This window comes from Virgibacillus aidingensis (assembly GCF_010994035.1).
Classification (GTDB): Bacteria; Bacillota; Bacilli; order Bacillales; family Amphibacillaceae; genus Virgibacillus_N.
The window spans coordinates 13,933-30,775 of sequence record NZ_WIXN01000021.1; the positions used below are offsets into that span (position 1 = coordinate 13,933).

Here is a 16,843-nt window from a genome sequence, read left to right on the forward strand (position 1 = left end):
ATCTTATCTTCCCTGCAGCTCCTGTTCCCGAATCCAAGCATCGACCGTTTCGGGCGAAAAAAGAATCTTGCCCCTCAGCCGGTAGTGCGGTATTTCACCTGCACGCACCATCTTGTAGACAGTGTCTCTGTGTACACCCAAGTATGAAGCCATTTCCTTTACGGTCATTGACTTTCTTTCCATATAAAAAACCTCCCTTTGTTCTTTCACTACTACAATCGAACAATAAGGAAGATTGGTGGCAATTAAGGTTTAATTATCTTTTAAAGTACATTTTTTGAATACTAAAAACCCATTTCCCCTTGTAAAAAATGTGGTTCGTTTGAATGCCCTCCATTGCATCTCCCGACGCTCATTAATGCTTAATCCTAAACTCCGTAAATCGCGGATCCCCTTCTAAATCTATTACATTCATCTCTTGTACTTCAGCGAATCTTGATGGCCCTTTCCGTATTTCAGCTAAAAAGTGTGCTATATCCGCTTCATCACCGCGGGCTTCCATGACAACACTTCCGTCATTCTTATTTTTTACCCATCCGGCAATGTCATATTTGATGGCGATTTTCCGGGTGAAATAACGAAAGCCAACACCTTGTACATGTCCTTGTACTTTTACTTTAACATATCTCATGTTATTCACCTCAATGATGATAATAATTACGAATAATTGATGATTGCCAAGTTTTTAGATGACAACCCTTATGGCTTATACAGCGGGGCGGGGAACTACTCTTCCGCAGCCCCAATTCTTTTCGGCGGGAAGAGCAAGTGCAGTCCCGGACGCCAATCAGTCAAAAAAAGAGAACTGCATATCAGTCCTCCTCCACACGTGCTGCCGCATATTCCCTTAGCTCTGAAGCAAACGCCTCAAATTGCTCAGGCTTTTCCGTTTGTTCATTTCCTTCGTACTTTTGAACACTGCCGTCTTTATACTGCAGCCAAAGCTTCCAGGAATACCCATCCTCTGATTCTGAATCAGGTGCCGGCTCATCCGGCCACTCCTGCACATGGTGAGCGTCTAAAATATCTATCACTTTTTCCGCATCGCTTAACTGCACAATTCCCCCCTGGGCACGGAAGCCGCGATGATTGATGACAGGGTGTACGTGCATTTCATTATTGGCAATATCAATGGCCACCCCTGAATCTTCAAGCGGGATGTCGATGGAATGTTCAGCAAAGTACACCTTGATCACTTCGTCGACAGGCTTTTCTTCTGTTGCCTCAGGTGCCTGTGCAATATGTTTAAATTTGAAAATATCCTTATCGGCCATATTGTTTTCCTCATCCTCATTATTATTTTGTCCGTCCCCGTTTTGCTCCTCATCCACATTCTCTTCCTCATTTTCCTCATTGCCCGCGTTCCCATCATCATTTTGCGCTTGCCCATTTTGCCCGTTGTCTGTCTGAACGTCATTTTCAGATTGCCCGCATCCGGCTAACAGCAAACAAGTAATAAGCATTGCATAACCTAGCATTTTTTTCATTCGTTTACACCTTCATTCATTGACTCTAAAATTTCATCCATAAACTCCCTGGATTCAGGCAGGTATACATCTACACTTTCTAATTGTTCGTCTCTGAATTCCCCTTCTTCAATCATAATGCTGCCATAATAACTGGCGAATCCTTCCATGTTTGGCTCTCTTACCCGCTCGCCGTTATCATCGATCCAGTAACTGGCGTTATGATGTCCCCATTTCCCGATAATTTCATTCACCGTAGCACCGCCATAAATATCCGATGCATTATGATGGGCATCTGTACGCAGCTCATCGGACAGCTGAACCCGAATGGTTTCATACAATTCCTCTTCTTCACTAGTTAATGCAAAATCTGATGGTCCTCTATAAATAAATTCATCTGCAATATTATTCACCATATTTACTTTGTCTTCCTCATTCAGATGCTGATACGCCTCCTGATTCAGCTCTGCTTCCAGGTCAGTACGTATCCGGTTCTCTACGTCATCATACATACGATCGGATAAGTTTTGTCCATCAATCGTAAAAGAATTGGTGTAGTACCCGTCCATCCCTTGATCTGCTCCACTATAGTAGTCAATGGCATGCCCCAGTTCGTGAAAAAATGTAAAATAAGCTCCCCGGTCATTCACTCTGTCATTTTCCACATTAAATGTAATGGCATTATCGGAAGGATAAAATACTCCGCTGTCCGTTGTACTCGTTATCTCAAACCGATCCAGGTACTCCAGTGTCAGTGTTCTGTATGGCTCCTCTGCCGTATACATTAGATACTTGATTCCCAAAATATCCTGCGTTTCCAGCGGATCCAAAAAGTTATCGGTTTTTTGCGCATGGTCCGGATGTTGATCTTCATATTTTAAAACCTCCATTACTTTTTCCAGATCATCCGGGTTGTTTCTCAAGTATTCCCCATAATGCTCCTCTGCTTTTCTGGTATAATGAATATCATCAATCCTGCCGGCCCAGTCCATGTTCATTCCCTTTGTAGAAAAGGTTCCGCTTGCGCTATTGAACCCATTTCCATTTTGCAGCTCCGCAATTCCTGTGGCCACATTCTGCGCCAGTTCCATCGCTGTCTCATAATTGCTGCTTGAGGATGCATTAAATGTATGCAGGCGATTTAATTTATCTTCCAGCCCTCGTTTCATATTATACAGAATACCGGTCATGGAGCGAGCAAGCGGCAGGGTTTCTTCTAACGCCTCCGTTTGCCGAATAAGGTTGTCAATTTGCTGAATTTGCCCCAATACTTCCTGTTCTACCACATCCGTTGCCGCCACTTCTGACTGGAACGCTTCCGGATAACGGTCGTTTTGGCGAATAAGTTCCTCACATAAATAAATAATGCCCTGTGCAAGGGGCCTGTGGGTTTGAGCCATAAAATTTTTAGCAGAATCATAGGACTGTCCGCGCAATAGCATTGTACCTCTAAATCTATCAATGGATTGTATTGCTTTTTCCATCCCCTGGATGATCTCAACACACATATGGTTCATACTTTGTCTTTGTATTTGCGTTTCTCCAAGATACATATTCAAGCTCATGTTTTTTCCTACCTTCTGAAATTGCATATATTGCCCGCCCGCAGCTTCTCCTTATTTTCCGCAGATAATACTGGCTTTTTTATGTACTGTCAACTGCAGGATTACCCATTTTTTGCTCGCTGATAAGTGATCGCATCCTCAAAAAGCGGACTGGAGGACAGACCAGTACTAAATTGATTTTGCAGCTCACTGTCCGTCCGTTCAAAATCTTCCGCGGTTAATCGAATGTTGCGGATGGTCTGAAGAAAGACCTGGTTGAACGATTGCGTTAATTCTTTGGCCAGCTCATTTGCCGATTGTGCCTGGTGGTTAACGGTAAGCGTGGTTCGGTCAGCTTTATTTATTGATCTTTGTGTTGCCCGCTCAGTGGCATCAGACGCTTGCCCCATTTCCGTGGCAATTTCCTCAGCCGAGGATAAATTACTTATAATCATGGAATCTCCTCCCACATTATCATACGGTTATCAGCGGAATACTTGCAGCGTACATTGCGTATTTGTGTAGTTTGAAACATTGGAATTAGTTCTGAAGGTGTGTATTTTCATTGGGAAATTCAAGCGGCCCGTTTGGCTAAAAATAATGTCGTTGGCATTATTTTGATTTATTTTCGCTACATTACAGCGTAGCTTAAATACTCACGGCAAACAAGAGTACTTTATCCTATTCAAAGTAAAATTCTGTGACTTCATGCTTGTTGAACAGATTTAAGTATAGATGAACTCACTTAGCCGATGGCAAAAAAGGCAATAAATGAAAGCAGCAGACTTTGATATACCATTTTGACACGCAAGTTTCACTTTCCATATATGTAAACGTATTCGGCAGGATCTACTTCCAAAACATCTTTTTGACCTAATACCTTATAAAATCGATATAAGTGATTACAATTTTTCATCTTAACAAGGAAAAATTCCTCTCAATAATTGGTAAACTTTACATCATTTTACCATAAATCCAATGCAAGAATAATGAATTAATTACAAGTGAAGCAAAATGGTTCTTTTGACCTATTAATTAGCAGTTCAGGAAAGTAAAGTAAGTTATTCCGGAAACAGCTGCTTATCAATAACATTTTTTGCAAAATGGCCACAGTCCCCTGCTTCAACAAAAACCGAAGAAGCCGGAGTGTGGCCATATCCTTACTATGGGACAAGCATTCAGTCCAGATCCAGACAAATGTAATGCATGGGTGCCTGCTAAATCCCCATCAATTCCCGCAATTCCTGTTCATTCCGGATTAAATCTTTGATTGTGTATTCATCAAGCACACTGAAAAAGGCGTGCAGTGCTTTATTTAAGGCGTGCTTCAGCGTACATGCAGGGGTGATGACACAATGGTTGGTTCCCTTGTCAAAGCACTCCAGCAGATTCAAATCACTTTCCAGCCGCCTGACCAGCAGCCCAACATTTATTTCTTCCGGCGGTTTGGCTAAACGGATTCCTCCGTTTCTGCCGCGGATCGTCTCCAGCAGACCCATCTTATTTAATTCAAAAACAATTTTCCCCAAATGATGCGAGGATATATTAAATACCGCTGAAATCTCCTTAATGCTGGAAAGCTCTCCATCCGGTTTGGTCCCTGTAAATATGAGTACACGCAAAGCGTAGTCCGTATATTTTTTTAATTGCATGGTTATTCTCCTTATGTTTACTGCTTCACAATATTGTAACATAAAACTGGTTTTCACTATTGATACAGTGATTACAGTCATTTACAATAAAGATGTATACGAAATACATGTTTAAAATAACAAGGAGTGCTATGTAATGACAACACAAACAGCGAATCAATTGGATCAAAAGACAAGGGATATTGTGAAGTCTACTGTGCCTGTATTGGAAGAACATGGTACTGCAATTACAAAAAGTTTTTACCGTCAAATGTTTAATGACCACCCTGAATTAAAAAACATCTTTAATCAAACAAACCAGCGTAAAGGTGATCAGCCAAAAGCCCTGGCAAATACGGTATACGCTGCAGCATTACACATCGATAACCTGGAAGCTATTTTACCTGTCGTAAAGCAAATTGGTGAAAAACACAGAAGCCTGAATATTAAGCCTGAACATTACCCTATTGTCGGCAAGTATTTACTAAGGGGAATTAAGGATGTTCTCGGCGATGCAGCAACAGACGATATTATGAATGCCTGGGAAAAAGCCTATGGCGCCATTGCGGATGTGTTTATTTCCGTAGAAGCTGATATGTATAAAGAAGTAAAAAATGCACCAGGCGGCTGGGTGGATTTCCGCAATTTCAGGGTTGCCAAAAAAGTTATTGAAAGCGATGTAATTACATCCTTTTATCTGGAACCCGCCGATGGAGGCGTCTTCCCCCCTTACCAGCCCGGACAGTATATTACGGTCAAGGCTGAAATTGAAGGACAAGCCCATAATCATTTAAGACAATACAGTTTATCGCAAGCTCCAGGTGAAGAATATTACCGGATTAGTGTAAAACGCGAAGAGGCTAATGGTGACTATCCTGAAGGAATCGTGTCCAACTTCCTGCATGACCACATTCATGAAGGCAGTATTTTGCCAATCAGTGCACCAGGCGGCGACTTTGTACTTGATCAAAAAGACGATCGCCCACTCGTATTAATGAGCGGCGGTGTAGGTTTAACCCCAATGATGAGCATGCTTGAAACAGTAATTAAAACACAGCCGGAGCGTGAAGTCATTTATATTCATGCTGCAAGATCCGGAAAATACCATGCCATGAAAGAACGCGTTGAGGACATTTGCAATAACCATTCCAATGTAAAAAGTTACACCGTCTACGGTGACCCTGCTGAAGGAGAATCTTGTGATAAAGCGGGTTACATTGACTATGAATGGGTGGATTCCGTGATCCCGACAAATGATGCTGCAGTTTATTTCTGCGGACCAAAAGGATTTATGCGGGCAGCCTACCAGATTTTAAGAAAATTGGATGTAGCTGATTCAGATATTCATTATGAAGTATTTGGACCTGCTGAGGATATGAGTGCATAAAGTGACATATAAAACACCCCAAACATACTAATCTTAATATGTTTGGGGTGCAATACTTTTCGAAGTGGGTTTTTATCAGTTTATCTGTTCTCTTACTTTTTCAGCTACATCTTCCGATACCCACTCTGTCCAAATATCTTCATTTTCCTGCAGAAATTTGACCGCTGCATCGTGCGCTGATGCCTCTTCTTCCTGGATATATGTCAAGGCTTCACTCGCAATGTCACTCGACGTATTGTATTTCTCTAAAAACTCAACAAGCTCTGGTGCGGTTTCTTTTAAATCCACATTCACAGCAATCGTGATATCCTGTGATTCAATTTGAGAAATAATACCATCCGGATCTTTTTCCTCAAGCGGGGTCATATCGTACATTCCCATGATCCAATTAGGTTCATAATTATAACCCAACCAAGGTTCCCCATTTTCATACGCACTTACCAGAGATGCATTAATTGCGCCTTCCGATCCGGCGGACATATAATTAAATTGCTCATCCAATCCATAATCAATAATCGCTTCTTCCAGTAATTCATCGACAACCCAGCCTGATTCAGCCCCAATAATACGGCCTTTTGACGGATCATCCGGATCTTCAAATACATCCTGATACTCCGCTAAATCTGTTATATATTGCAAATCAGGTGCCATTGGTTCAATCCCGCGTTCCTCATCCCCTTCGATGACATACGTCGGAACATACAATCCTTGATAATTATCGTCGTAATTAACTGCAACTTCCTCCACTTCACCACTATCTATTGCTTTAGTATATATTTCTCCAAGGTTCGCCGTCCAGCCTTCCATATGCACGTCTATATCACCATCTTGCAAACCTTGCCATAAAGCGGTATCCGAACCAGATGTTTGTTCGTAGCTATAACCATAGCCAGCTTCAAAAATGATGCCGGCCACCTCATTATGGAAGCGGAGGCTGTCCCAACCTTCATCTGCAAAAATAATCGTTTCCTTTTGATCTTCAGCTGCTCCGCCGCAGCCTGATAATATAATACCTGCAAGAAAAATTACGCTGAACAAACTTTGTTTCCAAGTCTTCATAATGTTATCTTATCCTCCAGTTATTTAATTAATTTATGGTATGCTTTGGGATGCCTGTTTTCCCAGTACTGCAATTTTTCATCTCTTTCCTTATTAAGCGGGATAATGACTGTCCCCGGCTTTTCTGTTTCATTCAGCTTTATCAATTCGTGGCCAAATGGATCATAAGCAGCACTTTCCCCAAAGTAATTCAAATCATCTTCTTGACCTGTCCTGTTGCAGATCGCAATCGGAAGTTCATTTTCCATAGCCCGCACCTTCAAATATGCTTCCTGATAACGTGCATAAGGATAAAAATTATTCGTCGGTATTAAGATAATATCTGCTCCGCCAGCGTATAATGATCGAGCTGCTTCAGGAAAATCCAGGTCATAACAAATCATGATTCCAATACGCCCAAGGTCTGTATCAAATACTTTAAAGGTATCTCCTGATTCGAATATTTCCTTTTCCCGATCATATAAATGAACCTTTCTGTAATTACCTGCTATCTTTCCCTGATCTGAAATTAAACAAGCCGAATTATATATCTTTCCATCTTCGCCCCGTTCCGGCCAGGAAAAAACAGTATATACTTGCAACTCCTTACATAATGCCTGTATATATTTAATGCTATCTCCATTAATCGGCTCTGCCATTTCTTCCTTGATATCCTGAATAAAGTATCCGCTAAGGCAAAGTTCCGGAAAAAGCACTAGATCAGCATCCTCGGATGCAGCTTGCTCCATAATCTCTTTCATCGTTTCCAAATTCCCCTGTTTATCTCCAATAACAGGTTTAAATTGTCCCAATGTTACCTTCAACGTTTTTTGCACCTCTCCATAAATACTTAACATAATGAATCATATCATTAAATCAATATGTAATCAATTTTTGAAGAAATATTACAAAATATTAAGCATTTGTGTTATTTTACCAACTATACGCAAGCGATACAGCATAACCTGAAATCATTCAACTGAAATAATCAACATATTCCGCCACCCCACAGATCTTGGGCTTATATTTCCTTGCAACATTCATCTTTATACATACATCAAAGTACATTATTTCCACTATAAAAGGAGGCACCGTCATGATACAGCAATACTTACAATGTGAGATTTTATTAAACAATCCACAGTTCTATGATATATTTAAAAACATACATACACTTCCAGACTTAACATCAGAATATATATAGATGGCAGCAAATACGCTGCATGAATAACTTCGGAAAACATGTTTAATGTGACTGATTCTGATTAAATATAACCTTGTTTCGATAGAGAAACCAGTACACTGAATCCCAGGGAGTTACAATTTGTTTTCTATTTAAAAGGATGATCATATGTCAGAATTCAAAGATGAAATCATACTGAGAGGACTTAAAGAAAATAACCTGAAAAATATAGACATCAACATTCCAAAAGAGAAAATCATTGTATTCACCGGGCTTTCCGGTTCAGGGAAGAGTTCCGTCGTGTTTGACACACTGGCTGCAGAAAGCAGAAGACAAATGGCACTGAACTATCCGCTCTATGTCAGAAACCAAATGCCCCGGTATGAAAGACCACGAGCCGATCTCATGCAAAACCTGAGCCCGGTTGTTGTTGTGGAACAAAGACCGGCAGGCGGAAACCCCCGATCCACCGTAGGCACCTATATGGATATTCACCCGTTAATCAGACTTTTATTCTCGCGGATAGGAACACCCTCCATCGGGGAGGCCACCGATTTTTCCAGCCACAGTGCGTTTGGAAAATGTCCGGAATGCAGCGGGTACGGGGAAGTTATTACGCCTGATGAGAACAAGCTCATCGATTTTGATAAGTCACTTCGGGATTACGCAGTGAAATTTAAACCACTGTCGCCCGCAGGCTGGCAGGGCAGGTGGATGATGACCGGCGGCTTATTCGATCCGGATCTGCCGATTAAAAACTATCCGGAAGATAAGCTTAATCTGTTTCTGTACGGTCCCGATAGGGGGGAAAAAGTCTATGCCCCCTTTCATACGAAAAACGGACCGCAGGATCATGAATGGGATGGACTGTTGCCGAGATTTACCCGCCTTTATATCCTTAGGGATATTTCAAAGCTGAAAGAAGTCACCCAGAATGACGTCCTGGCCGTATCCAGACGTTCTCCTTGTCCCACCTGCCAGGGCTCAGGCCTGAATCCAAAGGTGCTGGCATGTAAAATAAATGGCCTGAATATTGCAGCATACGACCAAATAGAGCTCACGGCATTATTGGAGGAATTAAAAAAAATCAAGGATCCGATGGGGCGATCAATCGTCAGACAAGCCATTCCTCCAATTATGCAATTGATAGAAATGGGGCTGGGCTATTTAAGTCTGTCAAGGAAAATCAGTACTTTATCGGGCGGTGAAGCCCAAAGGGTAAAGATTGCCCGTCATCTGGGGAGCAGTCTGAACAATATCACCTATATTTTTGATGAACCAACGGCAGGACTCCACCCTGAAGAAGTGGATCTGTTAATACAGATGCTGAAAAGTCTCAAAGCCCGCTACAATACTGTTATTGTCATTGAACATGATCTGTCTGTCATTAAAGCTGCAGATGAGGTTATCGAGATGGGACCGGGAGCAGGTGTAAATGGAGGCGAAGTGGTCTATCAGGGAAATCTGGATGGGCTGGACATTTCAAACTCAGCCACCACGCTCAAGCCCAAGGTGCAAGTCAATAAAAACCCAAGGGAAATAAAAGCGTATTTTACAATAAAAAATGCTGTTAACCATAATTTAAAAAATATCAATGTACAAATTCCAAAAAATGTCCTGGTCTCCGTTTGTGGTGTATCCGGGTCCGGCAAAAGTTCTCTTATGCTGGAAGCTTTCCCGGAACGCTATCCGGAAACCATCAGGGCAAGACAAGGGAGCATAGGGATCTCCAGCCGCTCGACCATCGTGACATATATGGGAATTATGGATGAGATTCGCACCATATTTTCCAAAGCGACCGGACAACAACCAGGTTTGTTCAGCTTTAACTCCACCGGAGCATGTCCTGTTTGCAAAGGAAAAGGTGTGATCACCCCCGACGTTGCCTTTGCTGAACCGGTAACCACCCAGTGCGAGGCCTGCGGCGGTTCAAGATATTCCAAGGAGGCGCTCTCTTATCGCTATCAGGGTAAAAATATTATGGAAGTATTGAATTTAACGATTGAAGAAGCCAATCATTATTTTAAATCAGCAAAGATCATCAAGCGCGTGAATACATTGAAAGACGTTGGATTAGGTTACCTGACCCTGGGGCAGTCCACAAGTTCCCTGAGCGGCGGGGAAGTCCAGCGTCTCAAGCTCGCAAGCCACTTAAAAAAGAAAGGACAAATCTACCTGCTTGATGAGCCGTCCCTGGGTCTGCATGCCAAAGATAACGAAGCACTTTTAGAGGTCTTTCAAAACCTGGTGCACAGGGGAAATTCCTTAATCATCATAGAACATAACCTGGATTTTATCGCAGCAAGCGACTGGGTCATTGAATTGGGTAAAGGGGGAGGAAAGCAGGGTGGACAAATTATCTTTGAAGGCAGACCGGAAGAAATGCTGCAGGCAGACACACCCACTGCCAAAAGTTTACGGAAACAAATTACTGAATGAATTACAGGGAAAGGAAAGGACTCCGATACAAACCGCCTGCCATTATTAACCTTAACCAAGAGACTGGCTATAATGCTACACATCCAATGCGGATAATATAATTTATCCATATGTTTTGCCTTCCCTCCATCTTCATCAATTTATGGTGATGGCGAACGAGGGAAGGGGTGCTGCCTCTTTTGACATGACCAATACGCTCATGGAACTTCGAAAAGCTTCATTGACCTGACCGTCCCCACGTACATAGATACCTTATAACCTTAAAGATTTACGGCAGACATTGGAACGTATCAGGTTACATCACTTGATGGAAACCCCTCCGCGGAAAAGTACTGCTGTGTTGTTATCGTTCGATACATATCTTAACCGCATCATGATCACACCATATGTTTTCAAACCTTCCAAACATTTAATACAAAGACAGGAGAAACTGTAAAATAATGTAACATAATATTAACAACATTTTAACGTTAATGTTATAGTAATTAATGGCATTAAATGGTAAGTTAAAGTTGGCCTTGTAAAAATATCCAAAACATAATTTTCCTAATATTCAATACTAAGGGAGGGATTTATTAGTTTCATCGTCTAATGAGGAATGACTATTTTATCCACACAGGGCCATATCTAAAGGAGGCTAACCTTGAAGAAAATATTGCAAATATTCACTGTGTTGTTATTGACCATTGGAATTTCATCGGTTGCTTCAGCCGGCAGCGATAACACTTCAAAGAATGACCAGACAAACAGCTATGAGGACCAGTTGATTATATCTGTTGAATTGGAAGATTCTATTGAAAAGTCACCTGCAGGCGTTATGGACAGCAATAACAACCTGGCAAATCAGGGTTTTCAAATTGTAGACTCTCTTATGGATAATGATGCAAACGCATTACAAGCAGACGAAAATAAACAGTTGAGGGAAGAAATAGTGAAAAATATGGGTTGGGTTTACTTGGTTGAATATAATACAGCCGAATACAACTCATTTGAAGAAGCAAAAGCTGCCTTGGACAAGGCGCTGGCAGATGAAGGATTAAAAGTGAGACATATTTCTCAAAATGAAGAAGTACATGCAACAGATGCTGAGGTGATGAATGATACAGCAGCAGATCTTCACCCGTCCCAGGAATGGCATTATGAAATGGTTAATGCCCCGGAAGCTTGGGAAATAACAAATGGGTCCAGTGACGTGAGAATTGCAGTGCTGGACACAGGCATTGATGCAAACCATCAAAACCTCAGCAATTTTGTAAATACAAATCTCGGCGCAAACTTTGTTGGTGGTAATTCTACCATGGATCGCCAGGGACATGGTACTCATGTAGCCGGAACAGTTGCCAGTTATGGTTCCGTTTCAGGTGTAATGCAGGAGGCAACACTCATCCCGGTAAAAGTATTGGGCGACGATGGGAGCGGTTCCATTTTTGGAATTATTGAGGGTGTGCTTCATGCTGTAAGTGTTGACGCGGATGTCATTAACATGTCTTTAGGCGGGGGCGGCTATAACCAGAGTTTTGATGATGCTGTTCAGACAGCAGTTAGTTCGGGCACAATTGTTGTCGCTGCGTCGGGGAATGAATATCGCAGCACCATCTCCTACCCGGCTGCATATGAGAGTGTCATCGCTGTGGGTTCTGTTACTTCCAATAAAACCAGATCGTCTTTCTCCAATTATGGGGATGGACTGGACTTAATGGCCCCTGGCTCTAATATTTACAGTACGGTTCCGAATAATGGGTATAGTACGCTTTCCGGAACTTCCATGGCATCTCCTCATGTAGCGGGTGTAGCCGGTTTGTTGCGGGCAGCAAACCCTGATGCAACTGCAACAGAAGTAAGGGAAGCCATGAACCAGACTGCGGAATCAGCAGGAAGCTCTTTTGAGTATGGCAACGGTATAGTCGATGCCTATGCCGCCATCCAGTATATTAACGACAATGATGGTGGAGATGGCGGTGACGGTGGTGACGGCGGCGACGAACCGCAGGCACCGGAATGGCAGCCATACACTTACTATTCAGCCGGCGATGAAGTAACCTATAATGGTGAAGTATATGTTTGTACCCGTGCACATTTATCATTCCCGGGATGGACACCGCCGAATGACCCTTGGTACTGGAGCGTAAAATAAAAGTGCTTGTGTCGCTTTCCTGATTTTGCAGCATTCAGGGGAATAATAACTTATAGCAAAAGGGATAAAGGCACCGTCTTTGTCCCTTTTTTCACAACTTACCCACACTCCATCGTTTTCTTTATTCTTCTGCAGCCATTTTCTTCTGTTGGATTGGGAGTTGTTTCATCCAGGTTTGCTGGCTCCTTTTGATCTATCATTTTAATTTATGTGATCGACATTCAGTTTTTCATAACTAAAAGATGAATTTTCACATATTTGTCATAATTACGTTGTCTATTCCAGTGACTTTTGTACTATAATATAATTGAAATAGTATGACAAAGGAAGTGAAAAAGTTATGCTTGGACAAAATAGAAATATCGAAGAACTTATTGAACAGAATAAACAGGCTTTGCTTGAGGACAAAGAAGCATTGAATGAAATCGAACGTAAGCTTGAAGAAAAACATACAAGGGAAATGTAAGGTTCAGGGCTCAGCAGGACTTTGATTCTGCTGAGTTTTGTTATTTTTTTGATGAGAAAGTCAATTCACTGTCTGCCTTCCAAAAATCTCCCCTATTGTGGGAGTACAGCAAAGAATGATTTCCAGTAAAACTAATGCAGCTTTCAATAATCACAACCGCCATTTTTGCATTCTTCTTTTAGTTCGGGAAAACCTTCTTTTAGACCTGCACCCATAACTTTAAATACTTTTTCATCCATATCAATAGTGAAACCTGCTTTCCCATTAACTTTGCCATTAACCCACATCCCCCCCATCGGACTTTTTTCGACTCCAATAAATTCAACGGTTTCAATATCTTGATAATTATTTTTTATATAACTTTCTGCAACTTCTTTGGCCTTTTCGATTGTCTCATCATCATAATCTTGACTATTCACAAAGCACCCTCCTAATAGAATAATGGAAACCAAAATTGCCAATAAAGGAATTCTTTTCATTTTTTTCACTCCTCTATAAAATATTCTACAGTAAAAGAGATTAAGTGACTATGGGAAAATCACAAATATTGAAGCATCTTTGCTCTTCCAAACCAAGTATATAAGAATGACATTCATACCTTTGAAGTTGACATAAAAAACGAGATAATAATATGTAACATTTTATATAATCAATTTTGGAAAGACCCCAACTACACAACTAATTTAAAGAAATGGTAAAAATGCTTTCCCACAAGCTTTGTTGCCATTTCATCCTATACTTTCATCATTATCTTTTAAATAAGGGGAAACAACCATTACCTTCCGCTCAAAAAACATCTCTCCATTCCGCCTTTAAACTAACTATCTTTCCACAAAAATTGATTTGATGGCTTTATTGCTTATTTATCGTTATGATATTAGTCGACAGGGAATTAAGGTTGATAACAACAAAGGAGTTTCGTTTTATGGGATGGATATATGTTCTTGGCGCTGCCATTATCGAAGTTGTTTGGGTTCTTGGCTTAAAATACTCTCACAACTTTTGGATGTGGACCGGAACAATTGTCGCTATCATTTTAAGTTTCTATTTTATTATAAAGGCATGTGAAGTTCTTCCATCCGGTTCTGTATATGCTACATTTACAGGTTCCGGAGCTGCAGCCATTGCTATTATTGATTTCACCCTATTGGGGGAAACTTTTATACTGGAAAAAGGATTGTTTATTTTACTCATTATTATCGGTGTAGTTGGCATTCAGTTAACTACCGGGGAAAAAGATCAGGGAAAGGTACCAACTGCAGAGGAAGGTGAGAGCTAAAATGGCGTGGTTTTATCTTATAATCGCCAGTTTTGGGGAAATTTTTGGCGTGGCGAGCATTAATATGTATTTAAAAAAGAAATCATGGCGCTGGCTCATTACGCTGATCGCTTCTTTTGCATTCGGTTTCTATTTTCTGGCGCTGGCCATGGAAGACATCCCGCTGGGCACTGCTTATGCAGTTTGGACAGGTTTAGGAGCAACAGGAGCAGTCATTATGGGTGTAGTAGTTTTCAAGGAATCAATGAACGTGATTCGCGCCCTGTTCTTAACCTGTATTATTTGCGGAGCTGTTGGACTCCGAATCGTATCTTAGCACCAAATATCCCTGGCCAGAAAAAAGCTGGCGGGGAATTTTTATGCCATATGGCGGGAAAGGGAATAACTAGCCGGCTGCGAAGCATTTGTCCCGCTCAAATGCTTCGCAGCCGGCTAGTACATTCAGTGACAAATTGCTTGTCTTATGTTCCGCCTTAATCAGCGAATATGGATGCTTCGGGTAATCTTTTTTAAAGTACCAATGACACTCACTGCAGCAAGATAACTTGTCTTCTTATTGGAAGGCAGCGGTTTATTCCTGATTGTAAAAGAGGCTGTGCCAAACTCACCGCTGACCTCAATGGAATGAATATTTTCATCGATATTTGGATCCGCTATCAATGTCACCCCTGTTTGTTTAAAGCCAATCCCTGCCAGTGCAAGTGCAATGGAGACATTTATATTCTTGGGATATTGTTTAATCGCTTCCGCAGCATCTCCTTTATATACCACCTCAGCTTCATCAATGGACTTGTTCGTTAATGTATGGGCTGGTTTACTTGTAACCAGGGATACGCTATGAATGATCCCTACAGCAGCAACATTTTCAATGAGATCCAGCCCGCCAATCGCCCCTGAAGGCAAGTAAAGTTTGTGACCATTTACTTCGATAATCTTTTTTATTTCATTGAGAAACTTCTCTTCTGCCAAAGCACCAATGCTAATAATTACAGCATCCTTTTGTCTCACAATTTTCGGCAGCATTTCTCTTACAGTCTGGACATTTGCCGCTTCAACAGCAATATCGATATCCGAATCTAAAAATTCATCCAGTGATGTATACAGACGTATATCATATTGTTTTTCCAGATGCTGATATTTATCGAAATTGCGGACTAAAATACTTGTAACCCGAATATTTTTGTCTTTTTTTCGATTAAGCTCTTCAAGTAAGTATGTTCCAATTGCTCCAGCACCGATTAAGCCTACTTTCATTTTTTATCCTCCACTCTTCGTATACAGTATTCACCAAGTACTCCTTCCCATTTCCCCGACCAGTGGTACATTACTATCGGGATATCAGCATCAACAATCAACGCTGGTTTCCCAACCTCCTCTTCCTCAACAGCACAATAACAACATCCACAAAAATCAACACGACTCCAAGGATAAGTGCATAATCAGCCAAATTGGGGACACCATCGCGGAATGAAAAATGAATGAAATCGGTCACTTGGCCAAATAAAATACGGTCAATGGCATTACCTATTGCCCCGCCAACATACATTGCAATCCCCGTCTGCAGCAGCTTTCCATTTAAATAACCTTTCTTCAGCATATAAATACATACCACCGCAATAATGATGGCAACGGGAATAAACAATCGGCCGTACCCTTCGAACAGCCCTAAGGCAGCACCGCTGTTTTGAATGTGCGTAAAGTTTAATACACCTTCCCAAATGACCATCGTCTCGCCCACACCCAGCTGTGAACGAATCCAATACTTCGATAGTTGATCAATAAAAATGACGAAAAGCACAACAAGATAAAAAAGAATAAAAATCACACTTTCTTTGCTGCCATAATTAACAGGAAGCATCCAGAACTGACCGCGGCAGCAACTGCAAATACTGCCTGACTAATCTTTGAAGCTGCCTCGACGACTTCTTCTTTAGCTTACAAAGTTTGATTAACTTCCAGCACCTTTATACGGCGCATTTTGATGCTGCTGGCCCCAAGCCAGACTCCAGCATATGAAGCATCCTGTGACAATTCACCTGTAGCAAAATGGAATATATTTGGTTTAATCATCCCTTGTCCCCTTATTCATCTATTCTAGACTCATTATCTACCGCAACGGTTAACTTTTTCAAATGTTTGCCCTCCATACGCATCAAAACATAACTGCAGTGAAGTTCCCATATAAGAATACATTCTACTTAACTCATCTTAATAAAACAGATCACCTCCCAATAAATTTATAAATCTAACTAAAACGGTAGGAATTATATGTTTTC

The 16,843-nt window shown here is 41.3% G+C and carries 18 protein-coding genes; 6 read left to right on the top strand and 12 right to left on the bottom strand.

From position 1 onward, the window contains the following. Window positions 1-3: 3 nt before the first annotated feature. The 6 genes from GHD25_RS15665 to GHD25_RS15690 all read right to left on the bottom strand — a co-directional run bounded on the left by GHD25_RS15665 (window position 4) and on the right by GHD25_RS15690 (window position 4,662). Window positions 4-183 (bottom strand): helix-turn-helix domain-containing protein, encoded by a 180-nt coding sequence (locus tag GHD25_RS15665; RefSeq protein ID WP_164218559.1) that lies wholly within the window; start codon window positions 181-183, stop codon window positions 4-6. 172 nt (window positions 184-355) lie between these two features. Next, window positions 356-631 carry an acylphosphatase gene (locus GHD25_RS15670; RefSeq protein ID WP_164218561.1) on the bottom strand — a complete coding sequence of 92 codons (276 nt, stop codon included), beginning with the start codon at window positions 629-631 and terminating at the stop codon, window positions 356-358. Between the two features lie 181 nt (window positions 632-812). After that, the gene (locus GHD25_RS15675; protein WP_164218563.1) at window positions 813-1,487 is read right to left on the bottom strand and encodes a hypothetical protein; all 675 of its coding nucleotides are present in this window, start codon (window positions 1,485-1,487) and stop codon (window positions 813-815) included. Beyond that, a complete protein-coding gene (locus tag GHD25_RS15680; RefSeq protein WP_462943869.1) occupies window positions 1,484-3,058 on the bottom strand; it encodes a T7SS effector LXG polymorphic toxin in 1,575 nt (524 codons plus the stop codon). Before GHD25_RS15680 ends, GHD25_RS15675 begins: the two co-directional genes overlap by 4 nt. A 74-nt stretch (window positions 3,059-3,132) precedes the next feature. After that, window positions 3,133-3,465, bottom strand: coding sequence for a TIGR04197 family type VII secretion effector (locus tag GHD25_RS15685; protein ID WP_164218565.1), 333 nt, complete (start codon window positions 3,463-3,465; stop codon window positions 3,133-3,135). Between the two features lie 762 nt (window positions 3,466-4,227). Further along, complete coding sequence (locus GHD25_RS15690; RefSeq protein ID WP_164218567.1) at window positions 4,228-4,662, bottom strand: Rrf2 family transcriptional regulator; 435 nt, start codon at window positions 4,660-4,662, stop codon at window positions 4,228-4,230. Window positions 4,663-4,798: 136 nt separating this feature from the next. Between GHD25_RS15690 and hmpA the strand changes: the two genes are divergently transcribed. Beyond that, the gene (hmpA, locus tag GHD25_RS15695; protein WP_164218569.1) at window positions 4,799-6,028 is read left to right on the top strand and encodes an NO-inducible flavohemoprotein; all 1,230 of its coding nucleotides are present in this window, start codon (window positions 4,799-4,801) and stop codon (window positions 6,026-6,028) included. Between the two features lie 75 nt (window positions 6,029-6,103). On the opposite strand, the gene GHD25_RS15700 is transcribed toward hmpA, so the two are convergent. Next, the gene (locus GHD25_RS15700) at window positions 6,104-7,087 is read right to left on the bottom strand and encodes a glycine betaine ABC transporter substrate-binding protein (protein WP_164218571.1); all 984 of its coding nucleotides are present in this window, start codon (window positions 7,085-7,087) and stop codon (window positions 6,104-6,106) included. 20 nt (window positions 7,088-7,107) lie between these two features. Next, window positions 7,108-7,890, bottom strand: coding sequence for a carbon-nitrogen hydrolase family protein (locus GHD25_RS15705; protein ID WP_164218573.1), 783 nt, complete (start codon window positions 7,888-7,890; stop codon window positions 7,108-7,110). A 527-nt stretch (window positions 7,891-8,417) separates the two neighbouring features. On the opposite strand from GHD25_RS15705, the gene GHD25_RS15710 reads away from it, so the two are divergent. The 3 genes from GHD25_RS15710 (at window position 8,418) to GHD25_RS15720 (ending at window position 13,288) form a co-directional block, all read left to right on the top strand. After that, on the top strand, window positions 8,418-10,688 hold the full coding sequence (locus GHD25_RS15710) for an ATP-binding cassette domain-containing protein (protein ID WP_164218575.1): 2,271 nt from the start codon (window positions 8,418-8,420) through the stop codon (window positions 10,686-10,688). A gap of 643 nt (window positions 10,689-11,331) precedes the next feature. Then, window positions 11,332-12,822, top strand: a complete 1,491-nt coding sequence (locus GHD25_RS15715) for a S8 family serine peptidase (protein ID WP_240452390.1) — start codon at window positions 11,332-11,334, stop codon at window positions 12,820-12,822. Between the two features lie 340 nt (window positions 12,823-13,162). After that, window positions 13,163-13,288: an FbpB family small basic protein gene (locus GHD25_RS15720; protein WP_164218577.1), complete on the top strand. Its 126-nt coding sequence runs from the start codon at window positions 13,163-13,165 to the stop codon at window positions 13,286-13,288. 143 nt (window positions 13,289-13,431) lie between these two features. Here GHD25_RS15720 and GHD25_RS15725 read toward each other — a convergent pair whose 3' ends face one another. Further along, complete coding sequence (locus GHD25_RS15725; RefSeq protein ID WP_164218579.1) at window positions 13,432-13,707, bottom strand: DUF1433 domain-containing protein; 276 nt, start codon at window positions 13,705-13,707, stop codon at window positions 13,432-13,434. 506 nt (window positions 13,708-14,213) lie between these two features. Here GHD25_RS15725 and GHD25_RS15730 point away from each other — a divergent pair. Together GHD25_RS15730 and GHD25_RS15735 are read left to right on the top strand one after the other, a co-directional pair. Then, entirely contained in the window at window positions 14,214-14,567 is a 354-nt protein-coding gene (locus GHD25_RS15730) for a DMT family transporter (protein WP_164218581.1), read from the top strand. Between the two features lies 1 nt (window position 14,568). Next, window positions 14,569-14,883 (top strand): DMT family transporter, encoded by a 315-nt coding sequence (locus GHD25_RS15735; RefSeq protein WP_164218583.1) that lies wholly within the window; start codon window positions 14,569-14,571, stop codon window positions 14,881-14,883. 161 nt (window positions 14,884-15,044) lie between these two features. On the opposite strand, the gene nadX is transcribed toward GHD25_RS15735, so the two are convergent. The 3 genes from nadX to GHD25_RS20210 form a co-directional block, all read right to left on the bottom strand. Then, window positions 15,045-15,821 (bottom strand): aspartate dehydrogenase, encoded by a 777-nt coding sequence (nadX, locus tag GHD25_RS15740; RefSeq protein ID WP_164218585.1) that lies wholly within the window; start codon window positions 15,819-15,821, stop codon window positions 15,045-15,047. Between the two features lie 97 nt (window positions 15,822-15,918). Further along, a complete protein-coding gene (lspA, locus tag GHD25_RS15745; protein WP_164218587.1) occupies window positions 15,919-16,425 on the bottom strand; it encodes a signal peptidase II in 507 nt (168 codons plus the stop codon). Between the two features lie 77 nt (window positions 16,426-16,502). Beyond that, the gene (locus GHD25_RS20210; protein ID WP_276207841.1) at window positions 16,503-16,637 is read right to left on the bottom strand and encodes a hypothetical protein; all 135 of its coding nucleotides are present in this window, start codon (window positions 16,635-16,637) and stop codon (window positions 16,503-16,505) included. Window positions 16,638-16,843 lie beyond the last annotated feature (206 nt).